We start from the raw sequence: 24,560 nt of genomic DNA, 5'->3' as shown, positions 1-24,560 counted from the left end.
TGATGAGAAGAGGCGCCTTAACGGCAGGAGCGCTCGCCCTGGCGCTCCTGACCTCCGGCTGCGTCGCCGGCACGTCGGGCGGCACCGCCGGAACGGGCGACGACCAGCCGTTCGAGGGCGAGGTCGAGTTCTGGACGATCAACCTGAAGAAGAACTACGGCGCCTACATCGACGGCCTGATCGCCCAGTATCAGAAGGACCACCCCAAGGTCACCGTGAAGTGGGTCGACGTGCCCGGTCAGGACATGGCGACCAAGCTGCTCGCCGCGGTGGCCAGCGGCGACGTCCCCGACGCCGTCAACCTCGCCTCCAGTGACCTGGGCAGGTTCGTCAAGTCGCTGGCCCCGCTCGACACCCTGTTCAAGCCCGCCGACCTGGCCGACTTCCAGCCGAACCTGGTCGAGCCGCTGCGCGTGGACGGCAAGCTCTACGCCGTGCCCTGGTACAACGGCGGCACCCCGGTGGGCATCTACCGCAAGTCCGTCGTCACCAAGGCCGGCTTCGACGAGAAGGCGCCGCCGAAGACGTACGACGAGGCGCTGGCCCTGGCGGACAAGGTCTACGCGGAGACGAAGGTCTACGGCACCAACGACATCCCCGGCATCAACGCCGCCTCCGTCCTGCGTTACTACGGGGTCGAGCTGCTGTCGGCGGACAAGAAGAAGGCCGCGTTCAACACCCCGGAGGTCGCCGAACTGCTCGCCGGCTTCAAGAAGAGCTACGACAAGCACGGCATCGCGCCCGGCGCGGTCTCCAAGGACGTACGCAACTTCCCGCAGAGCCTGGACAACGGCCAACTCGCCCTGTCCGCGAGCACGTTCGCCGCCACGCTGCTCAACATCCAGAAGAACGCGCCCGACGTCTACAAGGACCTCGCCATCACCGAGCCGGTACGGACCAAGACCGGCGGCTACCTGCTCCTCGCCCAGCAGACCTTCGCCATCCCCAAGTCCTCGGCCCACCAGCGGGCCGCGGCGGAGTTCATCAAGTTCTTCGCCAACGGCGCCAACCAGCTCGCCTTCTGCAAGCTGGTGCCGATCTACCCCTCGACGATCTCCTCGACCAAGGATCCCTTCTTCGCCGGTCAAGGGGGCGACGACCCGATGGACGTGGCCCGTGGCCTCATCGTGAAGGGGCTGCCGAAGCTGGAGTACTCCCCGCTCGGCACGCAGAAGGACATGGAGCTGTCGGAGTCGCTGGCCGAGGAGCTGAGAGCCTTCCTCCAGGGTTCCAAGACCGCCGAGGAAGCGCTCCAGGCCGCCGAGAAGCAATGGAATGACGCACTTGCCTAAGCTCAGCTTGCCCAGGCTCAGAATCGGGATCGTCGGGGCCGGGATCATGGGTCGCGGCCACGCCGAGGTCCTGGCCGCCCACCCGTACGCCGAGATCACCGCCGTCGCCCGCCGCCCCCTGGACCAGGCCCCGCAGGCGGCGGTCTACCCCGGCTACCAGGAGCTGCTCGCCTCCGGCACGGTCGACGCCGTCTCGATCACCACCCCCGACCACCTGCACGCCGACGTGATGGTGGCCGCCGCTGAGGCGGGCGTGCACATTCTGGTCGAGAAGCCGTTCACCACGACGGTCGAGGACGCCGACCGCTCCGTCGCCGCGATCCGGCAGGCGGGCGTGACCGCGATGTGCCTGTTCAACCACCGCTGGGTGCCCGCCTACGCGCAGGCCAAGGAGCAGATGCCGCTCATCGGCGAGCCCGTCGTGGGCTACGCCCGCAAGGACGACACCATCCACGTGCCCACCGAGATGATCGGCTGGGCCGACCGCACCACCTGCGCGTGGTTCCTGTCCAGCCACGACATCGACCTGGTCACCTGGCTGTACGACGACCGCGTCGTGGAGGTCTTCGCCACCGCCCGCTACGGCAAGCTGCGCGGGCTCGGCATCGAGACCCCCGACGCCATGCAGATCCAGGCCAGGTTCGCCGGCGGCGCGGTGGCCACGTTCGAGTCGGCCTGGATCTACCCCAGCACCTTCCCGACCATGGTCGACAGCTACGTCACCGTGGTGGGCGAGTCGGGTGTCATCCAGCTCGACCGGCAGAAGGAGAACATCCAGCTCGCAACCGAGCAGGCCTACTCCTACCCCAGGAACATGCTCCAGCGGGTGGTGCACGGCGTGCCCGCCGGTGCCTACCGCGACGCCATCCATCACTTCGTCGACTGCGCCCGTACCGGCGCCGAGCCTCTCGTCAGCGTGGAGAGCTCGCGGCACGTGACCGCCGTGCTCGCCGCCGCCCACGAGTCGGCCCGTACGGGGCTGCCGGTGAAGCCCGCATGAGCTATATCGAGAAAGCGCCGCACGTCGACCCCGAGCGGATGCGGCACATCAGCGACGAGGCGCTGCTCGGCGCGCTGGGCGCCGCGAGCGTCGCCGAGGCCAGGCGCTGGCGGCGGCCCCGGCCGGTGCCCGCCGCGCTCGCCGCCGCCGGCGCGGACGAGCTCCTCGGGGCCGAGGTCGACTTCCTCGACAAGGGCCACGGCCGCTCCCGGCTGTACGGCTTCCACTACCTGCGCTGGATGACCCCGCTGGTCACGGCCTACGCCGAGACCCGCGACCCGCGCTACGCCGCCGAGTGGGACCGCCTCTTCCGCCAGTGGTACGACGGCCGCGACCTGGTCCGGGGCGACTGGCCGGGCCTCGACGTCATCTGGTACTCACTCGGCGTGCGGGCCCGCGCCATATACGTCACCGAGGCCTTGGCCGTCTTCGCCGACGAGCCCGCGCTGAGCGACGGATGCTGGCTGCGGATGATGAAGACCGTGCTCGGCGGCGCCCGCTGGGCCGCCGAGGAGCACGACGAGTTCAGGTACGGCAACTGGCAGTTCGCCACCGCCTGCGAACTCCTGCACACCGCGAGAATCTTCGCCGACCTGCCCGAATCGGCCGACTGGGCCGCCGTCGCGACGGCCCGCGTGCTGGAGCACCTGGAGCACGACGTACGGGCCGACGGCGGCCACCACGAACGCTCGCCCGGCTACCACGGCATGTGCCTCGAAGGGCTCGGCCGGGCCGCGGCCGTCGAACCCGGCCTCGACGCGCACCCCCGCTACCAGGCCATGCGCCGCTGGCTGGCGGTCCTCGCGACGCCCGCCGGCTGGGTGCCGCACCTCCAGGACAGCGGCGTCGTCTGGCTCGACGGCTGGCTCGACGGCGTTCAGCCCGCCGCAGGCTCGCACAACCTGGCGGCCAGCGGCTACGCCACCTTCCGGCACGACCACTTCCACACGGTGATCAACTACGGCCCGTACGTCGGCCATGAGCTGGAGCCGCACAGCCACCACGCCGCGCTCGACTTCGTGCTGTCCGGCTGGGGCGTGCCGCTGGCCTGGGAAGGGGGCGGCCCGCCGTCCTACGACGACCCCGGCTACTACGACTGGTACCAGGCGACCAGGGCCCACAACACCCTGCTGGTGCCCGGCCAGGAGTACACCGAGGACCGCCGCGCGGCCTGCGACCTGTTCTCCGTCTCGCCGGAGGCCGACGTCTTCGCCGGGCACCACCACGGCTACAGCGCCCGCCACGACCGCGAGATCCGCTTCGTCAAGGAGCCGTCGCCGTACTGGGTGATCACCGACCGGATCGACGACGAGGCGATCTGGCAGGTCCACGGCCTGTCGCCGTGGACTCAGCGGGCCGGTGGATACGCCGGCGAGCGTGGCCCGGGGATCCTCGTCGTCCCCCTCGAACCGCCCGACGAGGTCCTGTACGGGACCGGTCCCGCCAGGATCCCCGACCCGCTGACCCGCACCGCGGAGTACGGGGAGATCCACTCACTCGGCCTGCGCCGCCGCGACGGCCGCTTCACGGTGGGCGTCTTCCCCTACCGCGACGAGCCGCCCTCGATCCCCGACAGATGGATGGTTCATGCTCATTGACGCAGACGCCATGCTCGGCCGGTACCCCCGCAGGGACGCCGGCCCGGGCACGGTCACGGGGGCACTGGCCGGGATGGACCGCTTCGGCATCGCCGAAGCCGTGGTGAGCCACACCCTGTCATGGCTGCACGACCCCGGGACGGGCAACCGGGAGCTGCTCGGCCTGGTCGCGGCGGAGCCCAGGCTCCACCCGTGCTGGGTGATGCTCCCCGACACCTGCGGGGAGACGGGCACGCCCGCCCAGTTCGTCGCCGCCGCTCTCGACGGGGGCGTCCGCGCCGTCCGCGCCTATCCCGGCGACCACGGCTACGACCTGGCGGGCAGGGACGCGGCGCCGATGCTCGGCGCGATCGCCGAGGCCGGGCTGCCGCTGCTCGTGGACGCGCCCCAGATCGGCTGGCCCGCCGTGGAGTCCATCGCGGCCGCGCACCCGGGCCTGCCGATCGTCGTCGGCTCGCTCGGCTACCGCCTGCTCAGGCAGGCGGCCGGGGTGCTGTCGCGTACCGGCAACGTGTACCTCGGGCTGGCCAACCTGTCCTCGCACCGCGGGCTCGAATGGCTCGTCGAGCGGTACGGCGCGCACCGCCTCGTCTTCGGCACCGGGGCCCCGCTGCGGGACCCGGCCGAGGCCGTCACCCGGCTGCTCTGGGCCGAACTGGACGACGACGCCGTGGCCACCATCGGCTCCGGCACCCTGCTGGGCCTGCTCAAGGCGGAGGCCGCGTGAACCCGCTCATGTCCGCTCAAGGCGGAGATCGCGTGAACCCGCTCGTGTCCGCGCTGTGGGAGCGGCGGCCACAGACCGAGGTCCGGATCGTCGACGCGCACGCGCACGCCGGCCCGTACAGCCTGTTCTTCATCCCCGACGCGGGACCGGAGGCGATGGTCCGGGTCATGGACCGGTGCGGGGTGTCGCACGCCGTCATCTCCAGTCACCTGGCGATCCAGCTCGACGCCGCCGCCGGCAACGCCGCCACCGCCGCGGCGGTCGGCCTCGCGCCCAGCCGCTTCACCGGCTACCTGACCGTCAACCCCTGGCAGGACCCGGTGGGGGAGCTGGAGAAGTGGGGCGCCGACGAGTGCTTCGGCGGCATCAAGCTCCACCCCGACCTGCACGACTACCCGCTCACCGGCCCGCGCTACGCCCCGGTGTGGGAGTTCGCCGAGCGGACGGGCTGTCCCGTGCTCACCCACACCTATGACGGTTCGCCGTACAACGACCTGCCCATGGTGGATCATGTGGCGGCGGCCCACCCCGGCGCGGTGATCCTCGCGGGGCACTCGGGGGCCACCCCCCTGGGCTTCGAGGCCGCGATCGAGGTGGCGCTCCGGCGCCCTGGGGTGATACTGGAGCTCTGCGGGTCGTTCAACACCGGCGCCGACATTTCCAGAATGGTGCGTGAAGTGGGCGCGGACCGGGTGGTGTTCGGGTCCGACTTCCCGTTCATTGATCTCCGGATGTCGCTCGGCCGGGTAATCTTCAGTGACCTTGCCGAGGACGACCGGGCGGCGGTGCTCGGCGGAACGATGACCCGCCTGCTTCGATGGCGTTCGGGACTGGGGTGATCAAGAACATGGATCGGTTGCGTCCCGAGACACGGTCCAGGGTGGGGATCGGGGTGGTCGGCCCGCACGACCTCGTCGAACAGATCGTGATGGTCGGCGCCGACCTACCCGCCGCCGCCGACTGGCGGCTGGTGGGCGCTCCGCTCGCCGGGGAGCACGAGACGTACGAGAAGTTCTCGCGGATCGCCGACAGCATCGACGTCGTGCTCTTCACCGGCCCGCTCCAGCACGACCTCGCCAGGCAGGGGGGCGAGCTGCCCGTCCCCGCCACGCACGTCCCGATGAGCGGGGCCGCCCTGTACGCCACCCTCCTGCGCGGGGTGCTCACCCACGGCATCGACCCGGCCAGGGTGAGCATCGACTCGCTGCCCGCCGCCGACGTGGACGAGGCCTACGGCGAGATCGGGGTGAGCACCGCCGGCGTCCACCTGTCGGAGTACGACGAGCCCGAGTCCGTACGCGGCTTCATCGGCTTCCACGAGCAGCTCTACCGGCAGGGCGCCACCACCGCGGCGCTGACCACGATAAGGAGCGTCGCCAAGGCGCTGAACACCGCCGGAGTGCCCGCCCTGCGGATGATGCCGACCACCCACACCCTGCGGCTGGCCCTCAACACCGCCGCCCTGCTCGGCACCGGCAGCAGACTGGAGGAGGCGCAGATCGCCATCGTCGTGGTCGAGCTCGCCACCTCCTCGCGGCCCAGCTACTCGGGGCCAGGCAACTACTGGCAGCAGGAGCTCAAGCTCAAACTGCACCAGGCGCTGCTGGCCGATGCCCGCCTCATGGGGGCGACCGTGGCCCCCCGGGACGAGAACAGCTACGTCGTCACCGCCACCCTGGGCGCGCTCGGCCAGGCAACCGACGGGTTGCGGGCGGCGCCGTTCATGGACCGGATCCGCTCCGACACCGGCGCCGAGGTCGAGGTCGGCATCGGCCTGGGCAGCACCGCCAGGGACGCCGACGCCAATGCCCTGGTGGCGGTCGAGAAGGCGCGTAACGCGGGCGCGGCGGCGGCCTACCTGGTGGGCGTCGACGGCTCGGTGCTGTCCCTGCCGGTCCGCCGACGCAAGCGCGTCGAGGCCGAGCCCGCCGTCACCACCAAGGCGGCCAAGCTGCTGGAACGGCTGATCGAAGGGCTCGACGACGGGCCGGACGCGATGGTGGTGGACGCCGAGATCGTCGCCGACGTACTGGCCATCGCGCCGCGCAGCGCCCGCCGGGTGCTGCAGAGCCTCGCTGAGGAGGGGCTGGCCTGGCCGATACCTCCGGTCAAGGGCGCTCAGGCCGGTCGGCCGCGCCAGCCGTACCGGCTTGTTCGGGTTTAGCCGCGTCTGGGCATCGCAGGCCCATTCTGGGTACACGCCTTTAGTCGAAGGTAATCGAACGCACATCGGCCCACGTCTGAAGCGTCGGCCGTCTCGTATATCCACCCGGCCGCCGGTCGGTTCCATCGGCCACGGCCCCGGCGGAAAGGACCCGCCACCATGAACCACGAACCGGACACACCCAGCGGCCACTCCGGAGACGACAACGGCGCACGGCGTCAGTCCATGTCCCCACTCCTCAGGGACCGGCTCGACGCCGCCGCCAGCGCGGCCCGCGCCGAGTTGATCAGCGCCATCGAGAAGAGAGCCGGCCTGTTGCTGTCCTGGGCGGGCGTCGCCTACGGCGTGATCGTGACTCTCATCCTCACCGGTCCGGCCCGCTTCCCGGGACTCGCTCGCTTCGGCGTCATCCTGGCGCTGATCCTGCTGTCCGCGGCGGTCCTGCTGATCCTGATCACCATCCGCCCGCTGTCCCCCGAACACGGCGGAATGAGAATCCTCACCTACGCCGATGAGCCCACACCTCAAGCGCTGATCGCGCGGATGAACGCCGAGATAGAGGACTACGAGCTGTTCCTGGCCACCGACGCCCTCCGGGTCGCCCGGATCGCGCGCGCCAAACAACGCAGCCTACGCTGGGTCGTCGACCTGATCGTCGCCGGAATCACGGTCATGTCGGTCATGGTCTTCCTGGAACGCCTGCTCTGACACCGTCCAGAACCGATGGCTCCACCCCCTCTCAAACGGCTCGCCTCGCGCTCCGCAGGCCGTCACCTCGGCGGCACCGCGCATCTCAGGCGGCACCGCGCATCTCAGGTGGCGCCGTCGTCTTGGGCGGTGCCGTCGTCTCGGTTGTGGCCGAGCACCGCGGCAATCGGCAGGGCCGCTGCCAGGCCGCTGATTAGCACTGCGGCGAGCGCCCCCAGAACGGCCTGCTCATCGCCGAAGGCGATTCCGATGGCGGCCAGCGGAGGTCCCACGTTGCGTACCGCCGCTATGCCTCCCATGGTGGTACGGCGCGTGCGCGGTCCGGTGGCCAGCAGCGTGCCAACGGCGAACGCGACGACGGACAGGACGAACCCCGCGAGCAGCGTACGCGAGCCGAGCAGTATGACGACGTCACGCCAGCTGCCCAGAAGCATGCCCGTCAGCACCATCATGAACGTCACGTTCGACACCGTGGCGGCGGCCGGATGCCATGAGAGTGCCGTCGACCGTGCGTAGTGGCGCACCATCAACCCAATGGCGAACGGCACGAGCTGCAGGATGGCCATGGTCCGCACCAGCGCGGCGACGTCGAAGGAGATTCCCGCACCGACCTCGGCCGTGATGAGGATGCCGCTGCTCATCGGGCCGAAGGTGAGGCTGGCCACGGCGGCCAGCAGCACCTGCATCGCCGTGCCCGCGGCCACATCCCCCTTCTGCACCATGCTCAGCTTCGCCCCGAACGGCCCGCCCGGTGAGGAGGCGACCAGGACCAGGGCGATGAAACCCGCGGCCGGCAGGCCGAACAGCGCGGCGATACCCCAGCCGAGCAGCGGGACGACCACCAGATTGGCCAGCACCGTCAGCAGGAGCAGCGGCAGGTCGGTGAAGACGGCACGCAGCGCCGGCAGCGTGGTGCCGAGACCGGCGGCGAACATGGTGGCCGCGATGAAGATCACGGTGATCGCGTTGAACAGCAGCTGCAATGCGTTCATGAAACCTCCACCCTCGGCGGCGACCCGTGTCCAGGCGGTGCCTGGCGCCGCGCGTCAGTCTCTGAGGTCGCCGTGCCGGCGCCGGGCGGGTAGAGAGGGCACGAGGGGGTATTCGCCGCCGCGTGCGACCGCGAATCGTGGCAGTGCCCGCAGGCACCGCCGTCGTCCAGGACGCCCCCGGGCAGCAGCGGGCCCTAGGCGGTGCCGTGTCTGATCATTCGGTGCAGCTTCGGCACTCCGGCAACCGCCGCGCCCCGGAGGTTGCCCGGATCGTCCTGCCCAGCGTCTTGGCGCGCGGGTAGACGGGACCGTACTTGTGCTGCTCGAGGTGCTCCCCTTTCACAAGGACGAGTGAGGGACAGAACTTAAAATTACCGGCGAAGGAGCAAGTATCCGCCCACCCTTTCGCTGGCCTCATATCAAAGAATCGGCGACATTTATCAGGAACATTTCTTGTGGATCAAAACAACAGCAAAGAGAGGGAACGAACGTAACAAAACCCCAAGTCAGGTGTGCTCATCGAAAGGGGCGTCACATGGACCCCACCGCAGAGCGCACCGAGGCGCCCGAGCGTGAGACCGATCAGCACTGACTCGCGCCGTGTCCGCATCCGGACAGCGAACGATGGCAACTTTCCGTGAGCAAGAGGAGTCTGACTGTCACCAGGCGAAGAAGCGAAAGGGGAATCCGAGTGGCGAACATCCGGCGTCGCACAGCACTGCGGCTGGTCACAGGGGCATCGCTCGCTGCGCTCGGCGGGCTTGCCATCACCGCGCAACCCGCCCAGGCTCTACAACACCTGTGGGGGACCTGTACGCGGTGCAGGACCCTCTGGTTCACCGGGAACGGCACCCGGGGTGGCTGCCCGGCGGGCGACGTCCTCGACGGCGGACACCACTACCTCGGGATCGACTGGATGGTGAAGACCGTCGAAGACGGCGGAGCCGGGCAACCCGGCTGGCGGTGGTGTGGGCTCTGTCAGGCGCTCTGGTTCGAAGGCAACGGTGGCGATCCGGGTGCGTGCCCCTCCGCTTACGGCGGCAACCCCGGACATCTCCCCTTCACACGTCCGGTGGCGGGCACGCCGGGAACATCGTCGGCGCACTACGTCCTGGAGGACATCACCAACAGAGACCGGCCCGGCGGTTTCTCCGGCTGGCGCTTTTGTGGCAAATGCAAAGGGCTCTGGGACGCCGTCAATAACAGCCTGTACACCAACAACGTCTGCCCGAGCGACCACCAGCCGCACAGCCTCTGGGGGAGCGGCAACTACGTCCTGCGCCGCTTCGGCAGCACACGATGATCCATGGTCGTTAATCCCCGACGTCGGTTGGACATAGTTCGAGGCGATCAGCCGGAAGGGGAACGCACCTCGTGTTTGATGCCGGCCTTCATGATGAACTGCTGCGACGCATGCGACGTGACCAGGAGGTACGCCTGAGCCTGCCCAAGGACGGACCTGTGCCGGGTGACCTGATGGAGAAATGGAGGAGCGTAGACGACGACAACACGACGTACCTCAAGCAGGTGGTCGACGAGTACGGCTGGCCGGGTCATGACCTGGTCGGAGAGGAAGGCGCGCAGGCAGCTTGGCTCCTGGCGCAGCATGCCGATCACGACCTGGACTTCCAGCGGCGGTGTTTGGCGCTCTTGCAGGACGCCGTAGACCGGGGCCAAGCGGCGCCGGGTAACCTCGCGTACCTGGTCGATCGCGTTCGTGTCAACGAGGAGCGGCCGCAGGTGTACGGCACGCAGTACCACGCTCCTGACGGCGTTTTCCAGCCGCGGCCGATCGAAGATCGTGAGCGGCTCGACGAGCGCCGAGCCGGGGCTGGGCTGGGACCGCACGCCGACTACGACAGATCCATGAGGCAGCAGTACGGGTGAGAACCTCTCGTGAAGTGGACCTGTCGCCGACGTGAGAATGGCACTGTCCTGCTTCGGTGGGCGCATGCTGAGCGACGAGCCGATACGGGGGCGTGTCCAAGAGCGCGTCCAGCCGGGCCATGACCTCGTCGGGCTGGCCGGCGTCGGCCAGCAGGTGAGCGGTCAGTCCGGTCTGGCGAGTGTCGAAGGTGGTGACAGGCACGTCGGGCGGCGGTGCCATCAGGGCCTCGAATCGCCAGAGCTCCGCCAGGTCGCCGTTCTTGACGGTGAGTGCCAGCGCGGCCACTTCGACCGGGACGGCGGGTCGGCCGGCCGGGGTCAGTGCCTCGAAGTCGATCACGACGTAGGTGTGCCTGGACACATCGGGGTCGTTGAGGAGATCGCCGGCGGGTGAGGATGCGTGGGGTGGCTGCCCGGTGGTTTTCATGTGGTCGCCTCTCCCTGGGTGATTTCGGCGCGCGGGCTCAGGCGTCTCCTAGGCGCACTCGGCCGCCGTACGCGGACAGCAGGGCGTCGTTGTGCGCGTCGCCCCCAGGTGTGTTGGCGGACCTGTAAACGGGCGGCGCTTGCCCGGCGGCCAGGAACCGGCCCACCACGTCGGCGACCAGGAGCTGGGCGATCAGGACGCCGGTCAAGTTCGACACGGGACAGACGGCGCCGCCGCCGGGCAACGGAAGGGCCGCGTCCCCGTACGGTGCGCCGTTGTCGATGACCACGTCGGCCAGCCCAGCCAGCCGCTCCCGCCCACCGGGGACGCGCCCGGCACCGCCACCGGCATCGGCATCGGCATCGGAGTCGGCCCGTTCGCGCGTGGCGGCCTCGGCTGTGTGCGTCCTCGAGGTGATCGCGATCACCGGGTGCCCGCGTTCGGCCGCCAGACGGGCCATCTCGACGATCGTCGCGTTGCCGCCGGAGTTCGAGATGATCACGAAGACGTCGTTGGGTCCGATCTCGGCCAGTTCCCAGATGCGCAGGGCCAGTCCCGGCTCCCGTTCGATCTTCGGGTCGAGGATGTCCTGCGGAGAGGTGTCGCCGTAGTAGGCGAGGTCGCGGATGCCCAGCTGGTTCGCGGGCACCAGCCCACCCGCCCGGCCGACCAGCTCCAGCGCGACCGCCCTGGAGTGCCCCGTGCCGAACGCCTGCACCACCCCACCGGCCCGCAACCCGTCGTAGACCAGGCGCCCGGCCCGCCCGATCGCCTCCCGCTCCGCGTCGAGCACCCGCTCGACGGCCGCCCTGGCGACGTCCTCGTACCCGCTCTGGCCGATCACATGTCCTCCAGCAGTTCGATCACATGTCCTCCAGCAGTTGGCGCGCGGCCCCGGCCAGTTCCTCGGCGCTGCCCGGAGCCACCTGGCTCACCAGCACTTCGTACTCGGCCCGCCCGTACGCCTCGGCGGTCGGCAGGTAGCCGGGATACCCGTTGGCGTATCCCAGTACTATGACCGGCCCCCCTGGGGTGATGCTCTCCGCCACGGCGAGGAACGGCTCGCCGGGTAGCCCCACCACGGACAACTCCCCGAGACGGGCGGCATGCACGTGCACACCGATCGGGCCTTCCCGCCCGCTGCGGTCCAGCCGGGCCCGGACCCCCTCCAGCCTGCTGCGGGCAAGCCGGACAGCGACCGGATCGCCGCTCGCCTCGGCCGCGCGTAGATCAGCGGCCAGCGCGCCCGGATCCACGGCCGGACCTACCGTTGGATCCCCGCGCCGATCCGCGACCGGACTCACGGCTGGATCCCCGCGTTGACCTCCGGCCCGATCCGCGGCCGGACTCACGGCCGGATCTCCGCGCCGATTCCCGGCCCGATCCGGCACCGGACTCACGGCCGGACCCCTGGCCCGATCCCCGGACAGATCCATGGGCACGGAGCCGTGGCTTTCGCCGAGCTGTACCGGGGCGAGCTCCAGTCGTCGCGCCGCCCACGTGATTCTGGAGCTCGCCGACCAGGCGCGGGCCGGGGGTTCTCGCAGCAGCTCCAGGCAGCGGTCGGCGACTGTCGCGGCGAGGCGGTCCAGCTCGGCCGCGTCCTGGCCGCGGCGGGTGTGGCGGGTGCTGATGTCGCCCGCCGCGCCGGTGGCGACCAGTGCCCACACGTCCGGACCGAGCCTCGCGCGCAGGGCCCGTCGTACGGCACCGACCAGGTCGGCGCTGACCAGGCGGCTGGCGGCGGGCAGCACCGTGGGATGAACGGGCAGCACCACCAGCACACCGGCGAGCTGCCCGTTCTCGCCCGCTTCGTTACGGCCGATGAGTCGCCCGTTCTCATCCGCCCTGTGGCGGACGGCGATCACGGTGAGGGGGACCACTGCCGGGGCGGACGGGCGGCTGCGGTCGGCGCCGATGCCGTGCAGCTCGCCGTGGTGGGCCTCCCCGTCGCAGCGGCGCTCGCACTCGATTGCCTCGCGTACGGCCGTGCCCACCGCATCGGTGAGCCGGTCGAGCCATGGGGCGGGTGTTGGCCCTCCGCCAGGTACGCAGCCGGTCTCCGGGCCCGAGTGGGTGTGGCTGGCCGCTAGCCATAACTCGCAGCCGAGTGAGCGGGCCTCCGATCTGACCCGGTGGGCCAGGTCCTCGTTCACGCAGATGACGTCGGCGGTGGCCAGTGCGAAGCGGCGTTCGCCGTCGAACCAGGTGATCGCGTTCACCGTCAGCGGGTCCAGCAGGCCCGCTGACGGGCCGGGGCGGTCGAGGTAGCCGCCCATCGGTGTGCCGTCGGGAACGGGGAGGTTCGCCCTGCCGTGGCCCACTCTCATCGCCGCACCGTCCTGATCATCGTTCCGTAGAGTCCTGAGTCTTCGGTGGCGGCCAGAAAGGCGGCGCCCGCGAGGCTGTCGCCGGCTGGTGGCCGGAGGCGGGCCCGGGGGAGGAGGTCGGCCAGTTCCGCCTCGAACCCGGCCCGCAGCGCGGGGTCGCGTAACAGCCGGCCGGTCCACGCCACGGGCACCTCCGCATCACCGGGGAAGGCGCGGGCGGCCGCCGCCGCGGTCGCCGCCAGCTCGCGGGCCGCCTCGTCGACGATGGCGCGGGCCGTGTCATCGCGGGCCGTGTCGCCACGCGCCAGTTCGAGTACGTGCACGGCGAAGCCCGCCACCTGCGCCACGCCGTCCGGTGACAAATAGAGCCGGGCAGGCAGGCCGGCCAGGTCGCCGAAGACGGCGCGGGCCCGCCGGGTGAGCGGGCCGCTCTGAGCGCGGCCGTCGAAGCCCCGGGCCGCCGCCTCCAGCCCGCGCCGCCCGATCCAGTAGCCGCCGCCCGCGTCGCCGTACAGGAACCCCCACCCGTCCACCTGCCGGACGACGGCCGGTCGTGAACCGCTCACACCGAGGGCGATCGCGCCCGTGCCCGCCGCCAGCACGACGCCGGGGCCGCCGGAGAACGCGCCCGCGTGCGAGGTGACGACGTCCGTGGTGATCATCACGCGCCGGGCCGTCACGAGCAGCCGGGTGGCCAGCTCTTCCGGGGCGTCGAGGAGGGTGGTCAGGCCGAGGCAGACGGTGCCGAGGTCGCCCCAGCCGTCGCCGATCCGGGACAGCACCGCCTCCACCGGCGAGCCTTCGGCATAGGACAGGCCGGGTCGCTCGTACACCTCCCGGATCCGGCCGCCGCTCGCGAGGCCGAGGCGCAGGCCCGTCTGGCCGCCGTCGATCGCCAGGTCCATGTGCCCTCCAGGACGAATCACGAGCCGGGCCGGAGCCCGGCCCTTCGGTATTCGGTCGGGGAACATCCGACGTACCGGCTGAACGCGCCGCGCAGCGCCTTCGCGCTCAGGTAGCCGGTACGTGCGGCGATCACGTCGACGGGCAGCGGCGAGGTGGTCAGGAGGCGGCGCGCGTGCCGTAACCGCAGGCCGGTGAGGTGACGCAGGAAGGTGGTGCGGCGCTCCTCGGCGAACAGGTGCGAGATGTAGAACGGGCTCGCGTTCACCGCCTCCGCCACCGTCGTCAGGCGCAGCCCGGGATCGGTGTAGTGCTCGGCCAGGTACGCCTCGGCCAGCGTGAGCACGTCCCGGCGCGGCGGCGGCGGCATCAGCCGGCCGAGCGTCTCGCGCAGCCAGATGTGCAGGTAGGAGCGCTCATGGATGTCGCCGACCGAGACGATGTCCTCGATCGGCAGCCGGGCGCACGCCTCCACCCAGTCGGTCGAGCCGTCGCTCAGCCTGGACCGGTTGGCCACGTCCACCACGAACAGCAGTTGCCCGATGAGCCAGTTGCGCAGCGTCCGGGGGTCCACGTCCCGCTCGCGGGCGCATCGGTCCACCCAGCTCGCGAGCAGCCCGGCGGCACCGTTGCGGTCGCCGGCCCGTACTCGCCTGGAGAGTTCCCGCTCGATGCGTACGGGCGGCGCGAGTGTCACCCGCGCGGGCGGCGGCGGGGCGATCACCCGGTCGCCGCCGAGCACGAGCTTGTAGTCGTTGGCCAGCCTGGCGTCGCGCTCGGCCGCCCCGCGGCCGTCCAGGCTCGGCGAGCCGAGGCTGACGGTGGCGGTCCAGGCCGTCTCGCGCACCATGTGCGCGCGGACCTCCTCCGCCAGCGCCGCCGCGTCGCTCATCAGGGCGTCGGGGTCGGCTCCGGTCAGCAGGACGAGCCACTCCTCGGGCGGCTGCGGGCGGCAGGTGGCCCCGGGGCGGCCGCGGGTGGCCGCCCGCACCACCTGGTCGGCCTGCCGGAGCTGGCGGCGCGCCCACGGTCTTCCCCGAGCCTGCTCGGACGCCATGTAGTCGTCGATGTCCACCAGTGCGGCCACAGCGTAGTCCATCCCCCTACTTTAGGCGGACCGAAATTTGACCGTATTTACCAGCGTGCCGACTCCCGCCACCGTCGCCCTCATGGTGTCGCCGTCCTTGAGCGGCGCGATTCCGGCCACGGTTCCGGTCGCGATCAGGTCTCCGGGCATCAGTGTCATCCCGTCGGACAGGTCCTCGATCAGCCGGGGGAGGCCGAAGACCATCTGCTTGGTGTTCGCCCGCTGCCTGACCTCGCCGTCCACCTCCAGGACCAGCTCCAGCCCCTGCGGATCCGGCACCTCGTCCACCGTCGCCAGAAACGGCCCGACCGGGGCGAAGGTGTCGAACCCCTTTGACTGGTCCCAGGGGACGTTCCTGGCGATGTTCGCGAGTTGCAGGTCGCGGGCCGTCATGTCGTTGATCACGGTGTAGCCGGCCACGGCCTCCTGCCACCGTTCGGCGGGCAGGTCCCTGGTGGCCTTGCCGATGACGACCGCCAGCTCCACCTCGTGCTCCAGGTGGCGGGTACGGGCCGGCGCCACCACCGGCCGGTTGTGGCCGGTGAGCGCGGACGGCGGCTTGAAGAACAGCACCGGCTCGGGCGGCACCTCCATGCCGCTCTCCTCCGCGTGCGCCCGGTAGTTCAGGGCCAGACAGCAGATCTTCGTACAGGTGGCCACCGGCGGTTCGAAGAGCACCGCGCTCTGGTCCAGCAGGGGGCCCGCCGAGCGCTCGTCCACCAGTTCGGTGAGCCAGTCGAGACCGTGTACGCGCAGGGCGGCCACCGGGTCGTCGCCGAGGTCGGCCAGGCTGAGCAGGCCGTCGCCGCTCGGGTGCAGGGCCACCAGCTCGACGGGGCCTGCGGGGGTACGCCGAATACGTCCAAGGAACATGACCGCAACCCCATCAAGGGCCCGCGACCACCACAAGCACCGAAATTTGCGCTGACAACCCGCTTCTTGCCCTCTTTCTTGTGGCCAGGCGACATTTCACCGTTTGATGGCCGACATGACCCGGACACTGGACGTCAGCCGCGACCTGTACACCACCGCCCAGCGTTACATCGCCGGCGGCGTCTCCAGCGACGCCCGCCGCATGGCGGGCGTTCCGCTCTACGTGGACCGGGCGGCGGGCGCGCGGCTCTGGGACGCCGACGGCAACACCTACCTCGACTACGTGCTCGGTCAGGGACCGGCGCTGCTCGGCCACTGCCCGCCCGCGGTGGTCGAGGCGGTCACCGCGCAGGTGGCCCGCGGCATCGTCTACTCCGCCCAGCACGCGGCGGAGGCCCGCGTGGCCGAACGGCTCTGCGCCATGGTGCCCTCGGCCGAGCGCGTCCGGTTCAACACGGTGGGCTCGGAGGCCGTGCACGCCGCCTGGCGGCTGGCCCGCGGCTTCACCGGCCGGCCCAAGATCCTCAAGTTCGAGGGGCACTACCACGGCTGGCTGGACCCGGTCCTCTACAGCGTGCACCCGCCCCTGGAGGCGGCCGGGCCCGCCGACCGCCCTGCCGCCGTCCCCGGCACGGCGGGCCAGCCCGAGGCCGCCGACCTGGTGGTCTGCCCGTGGAACGACCTCGGCGCCCTGTCCCGGCTGATGGACGAGCACGCGGGGCAGATCGCCGCCGTGGTCACCGAGCCGGTGCTCTGCAACACCGGAGCCATCGAGCCCGACCCCGGCTACCTCCAGGGTGTCCGCGAACTCTGCGACAGCCACGGCAGCCTGCTCATCTTCGACGAGATCATCACCGGTTTCCGGCTCGCTCCCGGCGGCGCCCAGGAGTACCTCGGCGTCTCCCCGGACCTGTCGGTGTTCGGCAAGGCGATGGCGGGCGGGATGCAGGTGTCGGCGCTCGCCGGACGCGCTCGCGTGATGGACGCCATCTCCTCCGGCAAGGTCGCGCACGCCGGCACGTTCAACTCCCAGCCCGTCGGCATCGCCGCCGCCGAGGCGACCCTGCGCATCCTCGACGAGCAACGGGACGAGGTGTACGGCACGCTGTACGCCCGGGGCCGGGAGCTGATGCGCGGCCTGGCGGAGGCGGCGGCCAAAGCGGGGGTCCCGATGCTGGTGGACGGGCCGGGACCGGTCTTCCAGATCTGCTTCACCGAGGCGTCCGCCGTGCGGAACTACCGCGACTTCGCGGCGACGGACCGGGCCATGATGGGCCGCCTGCACGCCGCGCTGCTCGACCAGGGGGTCAACATGGTGCCGCGCGGCCTGTGGTTCCTGTCGACCGCGCACACCGAGGCGGACGTCGCCGCGACCGTCGAAGCGTTCTCGGCGGCGCTGAGCTCGCTCTGACGCTCACAGACCGTGGGCCGCGTAGTCGTAGCGGTCGTTGTAGCGGACGTATGCCTTCTTGCCCACGAAAGGCTCGAAGGGGTCGGGCTGGGCGACCTTCTTGTCCTTGAGGAAGTAGTTGTCGCTGGGGCAGTTGCCGCGCGCCCAGAACGACGAGATCTTGTCCCGCCAGTAGCGGGTGAATTCGAATTTCTTGCACTTCGCGGGGGATGAGCGCCACTTCGCCATCGCACCGCGCCAGTTGCTGTGCTCGTACACGCAGTACCAACCGGACGGGCAGGATGCCTGGGTCGCCGACATCAGCAGGCGGACCGTGCCGCCCTCCCAGGAGATCTCGTTGTCGCTCAGCTTCGTACCGTTGGGAATCGCGGCCAGGTAGGTGTCGATCCGGGCCGCTTGGGCCGGGGCCGCGGCGAATCCGCTGACGACTATCGCACCGGCACCGATGGCGATGGCGGTCGTTCTCACTGCCTTCATCATGTCTCCTTCGATCGGCTGGGAAGAAGGTAGGCAGCGCGGTGTTGAGCATGTGTTGAGTCGGTGTTGAGTCCCCTCTTGCGGATCTGCCGCGCCCGCGGCCATGCTCGATTTCCGAGCACGAGTCGATCTCGGGGGGCGCGGTGCACACTCACGATCCTGGCCTCTCCCGCCGGAGTCTGTTATGACGGTGACGGCGACGCCTCCGGTCCGGCGCAAGGAGTCGGTCTCCGGGCGGGTGCGCACGCTGGCCGGGCTGTCCCTGCTGACGCTGGCCCTGCTGCTGGCCGCGATCCTGGCCGGCGCGGCGAGTACGGGCTCCAGCCTGCGCACCACCGGGCATGACGCCGGGCCGCAGGTGCTCGCCACCGCGGGCCTGTATCGGCAGCTGTCGGAGATGGACGCGCTGGTGGCCGAGGCCCTGCTGCTGGGCAGGGAGTACGGCCCGCAGCAACAGGCCGACCTGACCAGCTATGACCAGCGGCGGCTGGAGATCTCCGAGAGCCTGCTCAGGGCCTACCGGCTGGCCCTGGACAACCCGGCCGAGCAGCGCACGGTCGAGTCGCTGATCGAGGGGCTCGGCCGCTACGAACGGCTGGCGGCCCAGGCCCGGCTGCTGGACACGCAGTCCAAGCACACCGCGGGACAGCCGCCCGACAACGTGGTCAGGGCCTATCAGCAGGCCACCGACCTCATGCACCGCGAGCTGCTCCCTCAGGCGTACAACCTGACCCTGGAAACCGGGACGATCGTCAGACGCGCGCACGCCGCCGAGCGCTCGACCACCTCGCTGGCCCGCTTCGCCGTCATCGTCATCGGGCTGCTCGCGCTGGCCTGCCTGCTGGGCCTGCAGGCCTATCTGACCCGCAGGTTCCGGCGGGTCTTCGCGCCGGCCCTGGTGGTCGCGACCGTGCTCACCGCGGCCGGTCTGGTGACCGGTACGGCTCTGCTCAACCGGCAGGGCCAGGCGCTGGAGGAGGCCAAGCGCGATGGGTTCGACTCGGTGCTCACCCTGACCAGAGCGCGGGCGATCAGCAAGAGCATGTACGGAGACCAGAGCCGCTACCTGCTCGACCGCTTCCGCAAGGACACCTACGAACACACCTTCCTGGACAAGTCCCAGACGATCGCGGCCGTCGAGTCGACCAGCCTGCCCGACTACCAGAGCAAGCTGCGCGCCGACTTCCAAGGACTGCTCGGCAGTCTGACGGGCCAGGACCGGCAACGACTCTTCACCGTCTACCAGCGGTTCCAGCAGGCCGACGGGCGGATGCGGACCATGTCGGCCGAGGCGGCGATCAAGTTCTGGGACGGCGAGCTCACCCAGACCTACGAGAGCTACGACAAGGTGCTGGAGGAACTGGTCCGGCGGCACGAGTCCGACTTCGAGCGCGCCATCGACAGCGGCGACGGGGCCCTGGAGACGCTGTGGCGGTCGATCCCCGCCGGGCTGGCCGCCGGCGCCCTGCTCATCCTGGTCGGCGTCTGGCCACGACTCAGGGAGTACCGGTGAGAAGACTGCTGATCTGCCTGATCCTGCTGGTCAGCGCCTGCGGCGCCGCACGGCCGGCCTCCCTCATGGACCACGACGAGCTGATCGTCGCCATCCGCTCCGACGTCCCGCTGATCAGTTTCAAGGGGGCGGACGGCTCCTACGACGGCTTCAACATCGACGTGGCCGAGGATCTCATCTCCCGGCTGGGCAAGCGGATCCGCTGGCTGGAGATCAAGGCCGGCGACCAGCTCACCGTGCTCACGGACGGGCGTGCCGACCTGGTCTTCGCCCACATGTCGGTCACCCCGGAGCGGAAGAAGGTGATCGACTTCGCCGGGCCGTACCATGTCGACTTCCAGGACATCGCGGTACGACCGGCCGACAAGGGCGTCATCCGCGACGTCCGCGACCTGGAGGGCCGCAAGATCTGCTGGGTGCGCGGCACGAACATCGCCCAGCGGATCGTCGACGAGCGCCGGGTCAAGGCGATCGTCGTCCCGGCACCCGACTACAACGCCTGCCTGGAGATGATCAAGGACGGCAGGATCGACGCCATCTCCACCAACAGCCAGATCCTGGCCGGGCTGCTCACCAGGCCGGGCGTCGACCTGCACCTGGTCGGCGCGACCTTCAACGAGCAACGCACGTCGATCGGCGTGCGCAAGGGCGACGTCGACGGCTGTGAGGAGCTCAACCGGGCCATCACCGAGATGTACCAGGACGGCACGGCGAACATGCTGCTGGACAAGTGGTTCGGCAAGTCCGGCATCGACCTGTCGGTGGTGGCGGTTCCGCAGTTCGAGGGCTGCTCCTAGGCGGGCGGCCTGGCGATCTCGGCGCTGAACCTGTCGACGAGCGCCTGCTTGGCGCGCCCGGCGACCTCCACGTCGTAGGAGACCAGCTTGACCGTCGCGGGGTCGGCCGCCTTGGAGTGCGCCGGCACCTTGGTGTTGGTGGGCAGGGCGTAGAACTTCGCCAGCGGCCCCAGCCGCTGGGACGCTCCGCTCAGCGCCCAGTCGACGTACTTGCGCGCGCTGTCGGGGTTGTGGGCCCCGGCCAGCACCGCCAGGCCGCCGAGCTCGTAACCGGTGCCCTCCGCGGGGAAGGTCACCTGCAGGTTCGGATAGCCCTGCTCCTGGGCGGCGACGCAGTCATGGGAGAACACGACGCCCACCGCCGCTTCCCCCTTGGCCGCCTGCACGGCGGCCGCACTGCCGGAGGAGTTGTACCTGAGCACGTTCGGGTGGAGCTTGCGCAGGTAGCCGAGCGCCGCGTCCTGATCGCCGCCGTTGAGCTCCACCTGCGTCCACAGGGTGGTGTAGGCGGTCCCGGAGGTGGCCGGGTGGGCGATGGCGACGCTGCCGCGCAGCCGTTCGTCCAGCAGATCCTGCCAGGAGCTGATCGGCTTCAGGCCGCGTTCGGCCAGCTCCTTGGTGTTGTTGCAGAAGGCCAGCACGCCGGCGTAGATCCCGCTCCAGGCGTTCTCCGGATCAGCCCACCCCTGCCGGATTTCAACGGATTTTTCGGATTTGTACGGCTCAAGCAGGCCCTGACTCTTGGCGGCCACGTAGGCGTCGGCCGGACCGCCGTGCCAGACGTCGAACTCCTGCCGTGCCCTGGCCGCCTTGATCCGCTCCAGCGCCTCGCCACTCGACAGCCGGACGAAGTCGGCCTCCACGCCGGTGGCGTCGGAGAACCTCTTGACCATCATCGCGCACCATTGCTCGCTCGCGCCGCACGCGACCGTGATCTTGTCCCTTCTCGACGTCGAACAGCCCGCGACCATCAGGACCGCTACCAACGCGATGGCTAACGGCCTCATGGCCTCTCCAAGGGGTCGCCCGACGTCTCGCCCGTGCGCTCCCATTCGACACTCCGCCATGAGAGTCACGCAACCGATCTCCACCCACCCATGGCCTACTGGCCGGTGCGGTAAACGGCGCGGCGCCGACGGCGGCGGCGTGAGCGTCTACATGGCGCACGGCGGGACCAACTTCGGGCTCTGGGCGGGCGCCAACGAGCACGAGGGCCGGTTGCAGCCCACCGTGACCAGCTACGACTCCGACGCGCCGGTCGCCGAGCTGCGGGACCGCCCCGAGCTGGGACCTCCGGAGGAGTACGTCGAGGAGTTCGGCTGACCCGTTTCACCCTTGGAGCCGAGCGTCGGCCGCGGCGAGGAAGACGTCGAGCACCCCGTCCCCGACCTGGGGCTGGGCCGCGCCCCAGCGGTTGCGCGGCGGGCTGACCCGGACGGCGCGGGCCTGCCGCTGCAGGTCACGCGACTCGGCGAGCAACGCGGCGGCCTTGGTCTCGTCTCCGGCCTGCTTGGCTTGGAGCGCGTCGAGCATGGTCACCATCGCCCTGCCCCACAGCTCGGTGGCGTCCAGCCAGGACGCGGCGTCGTCGGTGAAGCCCTTCTCCACCGATCCGCCGCGGATGGTGGCCGGCGCCGTGGCGACGGCCTTCGCGTACGGACGCAGCGCGGCGATCGCGTCGCCGGGCCGCCCGCCGTTCCACACTCGCCAGAACTCGGCCACGCGCGCGGCGAGGACGGGTGCCTGAGGCTGCCAGGGGGTGCCGCCGAAGGTGGGAGCCACGTGCTCCAGGTCGCCGAAGACCAGCAGGGCCTCGGTGGCCGCCTTGTCGCCGCGGGCGAGATAGGACATCGCCCGTGGCCAGCTCCTGCTCGCGTCGTACGCTCCGTCGTTCCAGGTGAAGTCCGCGGCGCCGAAGACCGCGACCTTGCTCGCGTACGGCTGGTTCATCGGGTTGGCCACGATGCCGGACAGGTGCGCGGCCAGGCCGCCCTCACGCTTGTCGTAGGGCGCCAGGAGCAGCCGGCCACTGGTGTTGCCGTAGTCGTTGACCGGGTAGTTGTCCCAGACGAAGACCTTGCGGCCGAACAGCTCCGCCGCCTTCTCGGCCTGCGCGTTGGTGATCTCCGGCGGCACCGTGTCGGTGCCGGTCCACATCACCTCGATCGCGGGATCCAGGGATTCCCGCAAGGTCTGCTTGTACGTGGTGTCGGTCAGATCGCCGTACTCGGTGGGCACCATCTGCAGCCGCTGGGCGCCGTCGTGGCCGGCGATGAAGGTGCGCTGCACGTCATTCAGCAGATCGACCTGGGCTTTCGCCGCGGCGGTGCGTCCGGCCGCGCCGTACGCGGCCTCATCCGCCGCGCAGTTCCAGCGGGTGTAGCTGATGTCGTCCAGCGGGATGGAGAACGCCCTGGCGCCCAGGTCGTAGAGCGCCTGCAGCTTCCGCTTGAGGGTGTCGCGGTCCGCGGGGTCGGAGTAACAGATCGACACGCCGGGGGAGAGCGCGAAGGTGAAGCGGACATGGTTCGCGCCGGCCCGGGCCACCAACTCGCCCAGTTCGGCGAGCTTGGCCGCCGGGTAGGGGTCGCGCCACTTGTCGCGGTGGTAGGGATCGTCCTTGGGGGCGTAGATGTAGGTGTTGGCCTTGACGTCGCCGTAGAAGTCCATCTGGTCGAGGCGTTCGGCGTGTGTCCACGGTGCGCCGTAGAAGCCCTCGATGGTGCCGCGCAGCGGCATGGACGGGAAGTCGCTGACCCGGACTCCCGCCACCTCCCAGCCGCCACCCGAGCGGACGAACAACTGGCGCAGCGTCTGCACGGCATAGAACTGGCCCCCGGCGTCCTTGCCGCCGAGCGCGATCTGGCGCGACCGGCCGCCCGAGACTCGTAACGCGTATCCCTCGGCCTTGTCGGGCACGACCACGTCGCCGAGCGCCCGCGCGATGTCCGGGCGGGCCGCGGGGCCGAGCCGCACTGTGAGCAGCCCGGCGGCGGGGGTCCGGTCAGGGGCGACGATGTCCACCCGGGTCGCGCCGTGTGCCTTGAGCTCCCGTACGAGGCGGTCGCGGGCGGCGGGGTCGGTCTGGTCGTCGGCGATCACTTGCACCCGGCTGGTGACGACGGCGGCCGCACCGACGCCGCTCAGCGACTGCGGAGTCGGCGACACCGAGGGTAAGGGAGGAGCGGCATGGGCGGCGGGGGTGGGCAGGAGTGCCCCGGCGCACAGGGTCGCGGCCAGCGCGAGGGCTGCTGTGCGGGTTGGTTTCCTCACGAAACTCTCCATTCGTCTATGTCGGCTGGAGGCGCGGTGCTGGCGCGTATGACGAGGTCGGGGGTGGGAGCCTGCACCGCGCGGGGCTCCGGACGCTCGGCCATCACGTGGAGCAGTTCGGTCGCGGTGAGCGTGCCGAGCGCGTACGTGTCGCGGGTCAGCGCGGTGATCGGGGGATGCGGCAACTGGGTGAGGATGGAATCGTCGAAGGACAAGATGGAGACGTCGCCGGGGACCCGTACGGACCTCTCGGTGGCCACGCCCAGCCCCGCCGCCGCCATGACGTCGCTGTCATAAATGATCGCCGTGCACCGGGGGCTCGCCTCCAGCAACTGGCGCGTGGCCGACGCTCCTTGGGTGTCGGAGTAGTCGGTCGCCACGCTCACGATGTCGACGCCGAGCGTTTCGCGCGCGTCGGCGACGGCCTGGAGGCGGCGTCGTGTGTGCTGGTAGGAGGGGATGCCGCTGACGTGGCCGAGGAACCGGTGGCCGAGCGCGGCGAGGTAGGCGAGGACGCGGGTCATCGCCGCGTGGTCGTCGACCCAGACGCTGGTCAGCGGCAGGGGAGCCCCGTGGCCGCCCAGGATGACGGCGGGGATGCCGAGGCCGGCGATGAGCCGCGGCCGGACGTCGTCGACCGTGAGGTCGAAGAGCACCAGCCCGTCGACCCGGTTCTCGGCGGCCCAGCGGCGGTAGACCGCCACCTCCGCCTGGGGATCCTCGACGATGAGGAGCTGGGTGGCGATGCCCTCGTTGGACAGGCGGGACTGCAGGCCCGACAGGACGTGCGCGAAGAACGGCTCGACGCCCAGCGTGCGGGCCGGACGGGCGAGGACGATGCCGACCGCGTCGTTGCTGGCCCCCTTGAGGGAGCGCGCGGCCCGGTGCGGGCGCCAGTTGAGCTCCTCGGCGACCTCGAGGATGCGCTTGCGCGTCGCGTCGCTGATGCCGGGGCGGGCGTTGAACGCCAGTGACACCGCAGAGACGGAGACGCCCGCCAGCCGCGCGATGTCGGTGCTCTTCAGCCGGGCCGGTGGGGCGGGCGCCGAGGGCTCGGGGGAGCCGGATGAAGCAGGCGGAACCTCGTCGTTCGGTGGCATC

General features: G+C 70.6%; 24 protein-coding genes. 14 read left to right on the top strand and 10 right to left on the bottom strand.

The features are described from left to right. Positions 1-2: 2 nt before the first annotated feature. The 7 genes from ACGFNP_RS52500 (at position 3) to ACGFNP_RS52470 (ending at position 7,489) form a co-directional block, all read left to right on the top strand. Positions 3-1,292, top strand: a complete 1,290-nt coding sequence (locus ACGFNP_RS52500; RefSeq protein WP_358321018.1) for a sugar ABC transporter substrate-binding protein — start codon at positions 3-5, stop codon at positions 1,290-1,292. Next, a complete protein-coding gene (locus ACGFNP_RS52495) occupies positions 1,276-2,292 on the top strand; it encodes a Gfo/Idh/MocA family protein (RefSeq protein WP_393331354.1) in 1,017 nt (338 codons plus the stop codon). Before ACGFNP_RS52500 ends, ACGFNP_RS52495 begins: the two co-directional genes overlap by 17 nt. Further along, on the top strand, positions 2,289-3,890 hold the full coding sequence (locus ACGFNP_RS52490; protein ID WP_393331351.1) for a heparinase II/III family protein: 1,602 nt from the start codon (positions 2,289-2,291) through the stop codon (positions 3,888-3,890). The genes ACGFNP_RS52495 and ACGFNP_RS52490 overlap by 4 nt, the downstream gene beginning before the upstream one ends. Then, complete coding sequence (locus ACGFNP_RS52485; RefSeq protein ID WP_393331349.1) at positions 3,880-4,617, top strand: amidohydrolase family protein; 738 nt, start codon at positions 3,880-3,882, stop codon at positions 4,615-4,617. The genes ACGFNP_RS52490 and ACGFNP_RS52485 overlap by 11 nt, the downstream gene beginning before the upstream one ends. Before the next feature lie 32 nt (positions 4,618-4,649). After that, positions 4,650-5,456, top strand: a complete 807-nt coding sequence (locus ACGFNP_RS52480) for an amidohydrolase family protein (RefSeq protein WP_393331347.1) — start codon at positions 4,650-4,652, stop codon at positions 5,454-5,456. Then, positions 5,435-6,781: a transcriptional regulator gene (locus ACGFNP_RS52475; RefSeq protein WP_358321003.1), complete on the top strand. Its 1,347-nt coding sequence runs from the start codon at positions 5,435-5,437 to the stop codon at positions 6,779-6,781. Before ACGFNP_RS52480 ends, ACGFNP_RS52475 begins: the two co-directional genes overlap by 22 nt. Before the next feature lie 159 nt (positions 6,782-6,940). After that, complete coding sequence (locus ACGFNP_RS52470; RefSeq protein WP_393331344.1) at positions 6,941-7,489, top strand: Pycsar system effector family protein; 549 nt, start codon at positions 6,941-6,943, stop codon at positions 7,487-7,489. A gap of 104 nt (positions 7,490-7,593) precedes the next feature. On the opposite strand, the gene ACGFNP_RS52465 is transcribed toward ACGFNP_RS52470, so the two are convergent. Next, positions 7,594-8,481, bottom strand: a complete 888-nt coding sequence (locus ACGFNP_RS52465; RefSeq protein ID WP_393331341.1) for a bile acid:sodium symporter family protein — start codon at positions 8,479-8,481, stop codon at positions 7,594-7,596. Between the two features lie 691 nt (positions 8,482-9,172). On the opposite strand from ACGFNP_RS52465, the gene ACGFNP_RS52460 reads away from it, so the two are divergent. From ACGFNP_RS52460 to ACGFNP_RS52450, 3 genes are all read left to right on the top strand, one after another. After that, on the top strand, positions 9,173-9,784 hold the full coding sequence (locus tag ACGFNP_RS52460) for a hypothetical protein (RefSeq protein WP_393331339.1): 612 nt from the start codon (positions 9,173-9,175) through the stop codon (positions 9,782-9,784). 71 nt (positions 9,785-9,855) lie between these two features. Continuing rightward, positions 9,856-10,368, top strand: coding sequence for a DUF6624 domain-containing protein (locus ACGFNP_RS52455; protein WP_358320994.1), 513 nt, complete (start codon positions 9,856-9,858; stop codon positions 10,366-10,368). A 64-nt stretch (positions 10,369-10,432) separates the two neighbouring features. Then, positions 10,433-10,762 (top strand): hypothetical protein, encoded by a 330-nt coding sequence (locus tag ACGFNP_RS52450; RefSeq protein ID WP_393331336.1) that lies wholly within the window; start codon positions 10,433-10,435, stop codon positions 10,760-10,762. Positions 10,763-10,832: 70 nt separating this feature from the next. On the opposite strand, the gene ACGFNP_RS52445 is transcribed toward ACGFNP_RS52450, so the two are convergent. Genes ACGFNP_RS52445 through ACGFNP_RS52425 form a run of 5 tightly spaced genes read right to left on the bottom strand, consistent with a single transcriptional unit; the run spans position 10,833 to position 15,988 of the window. After that, the gene (locus tag ACGFNP_RS52445; RefSeq protein WP_393331333.1) at positions 10,833-11,639 is read right to left on the bottom strand and encodes a sugar isomerase domain-containing protein; all 807 of its coding nucleotides are present in this window, start codon (positions 11,637-11,639) and stop codon (positions 10,833-10,835) included. A 19-nt stretch (positions 11,640-11,658) separates the two neighbouring features. Beyond that, positions 11,659-13,125, bottom strand: a complete 1,467-nt coding sequence (locus ACGFNP_RS52440; protein WP_393331330.1) for a hypothetical protein — start codon at positions 13,123-13,125, stop codon at positions 11,659-11,661. Further along, a complete protein-coding gene (locus tag ACGFNP_RS52435) occupies positions 13,122-14,030 on the bottom strand; it encodes an N-acetylglucosamine kinase (protein WP_393331327.1) in 909 nt (302 codons plus the stop codon). Before ACGFNP_RS52435 ends, ACGFNP_RS52440 begins: the two co-directional genes overlap by 4 nt. A 17-nt stretch (positions 14,031-14,047) precedes the next feature. After that, a complete protein-coding gene (locus ACGFNP_RS52430) occupies positions 14,048-15,127 on the bottom strand; it encodes a helix-turn-helix domain-containing protein (RefSeq protein WP_393331324.1) in 1,080 nt (359 codons plus the stop codon). Positions 15,128-15,136: 9 nt separating this feature from the next. Beyond that, complete coding sequence (locus ACGFNP_RS52425; protein ID WP_393331321.1) at positions 15,137-15,988, bottom strand: fumarylacetoacetate hydrolase family protein; 852 nt, start codon at positions 15,986-15,988, stop codon at positions 15,137-15,139. Positions 15,989-16,103: 115 nt separating this feature from the next. Here ACGFNP_RS52425 and ACGFNP_RS52420 point away from each other — a divergent pair, with 115 nt between their 5' ends. Beyond that, on the top strand, positions 16,104-17,399 hold the full coding sequence (locus tag ACGFNP_RS52420) for an aspartate aminotransferase family protein (RefSeq protein ID WP_393331318.1): 1,296 nt from the start codon (positions 16,104-16,106) through the stop codon (positions 17,397-17,399). Between the two features lie 3 nt (positions 17,400-17,402). Here the strand turns inward: ACGFNP_RS52420 and ACGFNP_RS52415 are convergent, their stop codons facing one another. After that, positions 17,403-17,876: a peptidase inhibitor family I36 protein gene (locus ACGFNP_RS52415; protein WP_393331316.1), complete on the bottom strand. Its 474-nt coding sequence runs from the start codon at positions 17,874-17,876 to the stop codon at positions 17,403-17,405. A 184-nt stretch (positions 17,877-18,060) separates the two neighbouring features. On the opposite strand from ACGFNP_RS52415, the gene ACGFNP_RS52410 reads away from it, so the two are divergent. Together ACGFNP_RS52410 and ACGFNP_RS52405 are read left to right on the top strand one after the other, a co-directional pair. Beyond that, on the top strand, positions 18,061-19,389 hold the full coding sequence (locus ACGFNP_RS52410) for a hypothetical protein (protein ID WP_358320973.1): 1,329 nt from the start codon (positions 18,061-18,063) through the stop codon (positions 19,387-19,389). Then, a complete protein-coding gene (locus ACGFNP_RS52405) occupies positions 19,386-20,186 on the top strand; it encodes a transporter substrate-binding domain-containing protein (RefSeq protein WP_358320970.1) in 801 nt (266 codons plus the stop codon). Before ACGFNP_RS52410 ends, ACGFNP_RS52405 begins: the two co-directional genes overlap by 4 nt. Here ACGFNP_RS52405 and ACGFNP_RS52400 read toward each other — a convergent pair. Further along, positions 20,183-21,193, bottom strand: a complete 1,011-nt coding sequence (locus ACGFNP_RS52400) for an ABC transporter substrate-binding protein (RefSeq protein ID WP_393331313.1) — start codon at positions 21,191-21,193, stop codon at positions 20,183-20,185. The two genes, ACGFNP_RS52405 and ACGFNP_RS52400, sit on opposite strands and share 4 nt — an antisense overlap. Before the next feature lie 58 nt (positions 21,194-21,251). On the opposite strand from ACGFNP_RS52400, the gene ACGFNP_RS52395 reads away from it, so the two are divergent. After that, on the top strand, positions 21,252-21,509 hold the full coding sequence (locus ACGFNP_RS52395) for a beta-galactosidase (protein ID WP_393331311.1): 258 nt from the start codon (positions 21,252-21,254) through the stop codon (positions 21,507-21,509). A 6-nt stretch (positions 21,510-21,515) separates the two neighbouring features. On the opposite strand, the gene ACGFNP_RS52390 is transcribed toward ACGFNP_RS52395, so the two are convergent. Both ACGFNP_RS52390 and ACGFNP_RS52385 read right to left on the bottom strand, forming a co-directional pair. Then, positions 21,516-23,459 (bottom strand): beta-N-acetylglucosaminidase domain-containing protein, encoded by a 1,944-nt coding sequence (locus tag ACGFNP_RS52390; protein WP_393331309.1) that lies wholly within the window; start codon positions 23,457-23,459, stop codon positions 21,516-21,518. Beyond that, complete coding sequence (locus ACGFNP_RS52385) at positions 23,456-24,559, bottom strand: LacI family DNA-binding transcriptional regulator (protein WP_393331307.1); 1,104 nt, start codon at positions 24,557-24,559, stop codon at positions 23,456-23,458. Before ACGFNP_RS52385 ends, ACGFNP_RS52390 begins: the two co-directional genes overlap by 4 nt. Position 24,560: the final 1 nt, after the last annotated feature.

The organism is Nonomuraea sp. NPDC049269, assembly GCF_043197155.1.
GTDB lineage: Bacteria > Actinomycetota > Actinomycetes > Streptosporangiales > Streptosporangiaceae > Nonomuraea.
Note: the sequence above shows the minus strand (reverse complement) of the source record. Positions and strands in the feature narration are given on the sequence as shown.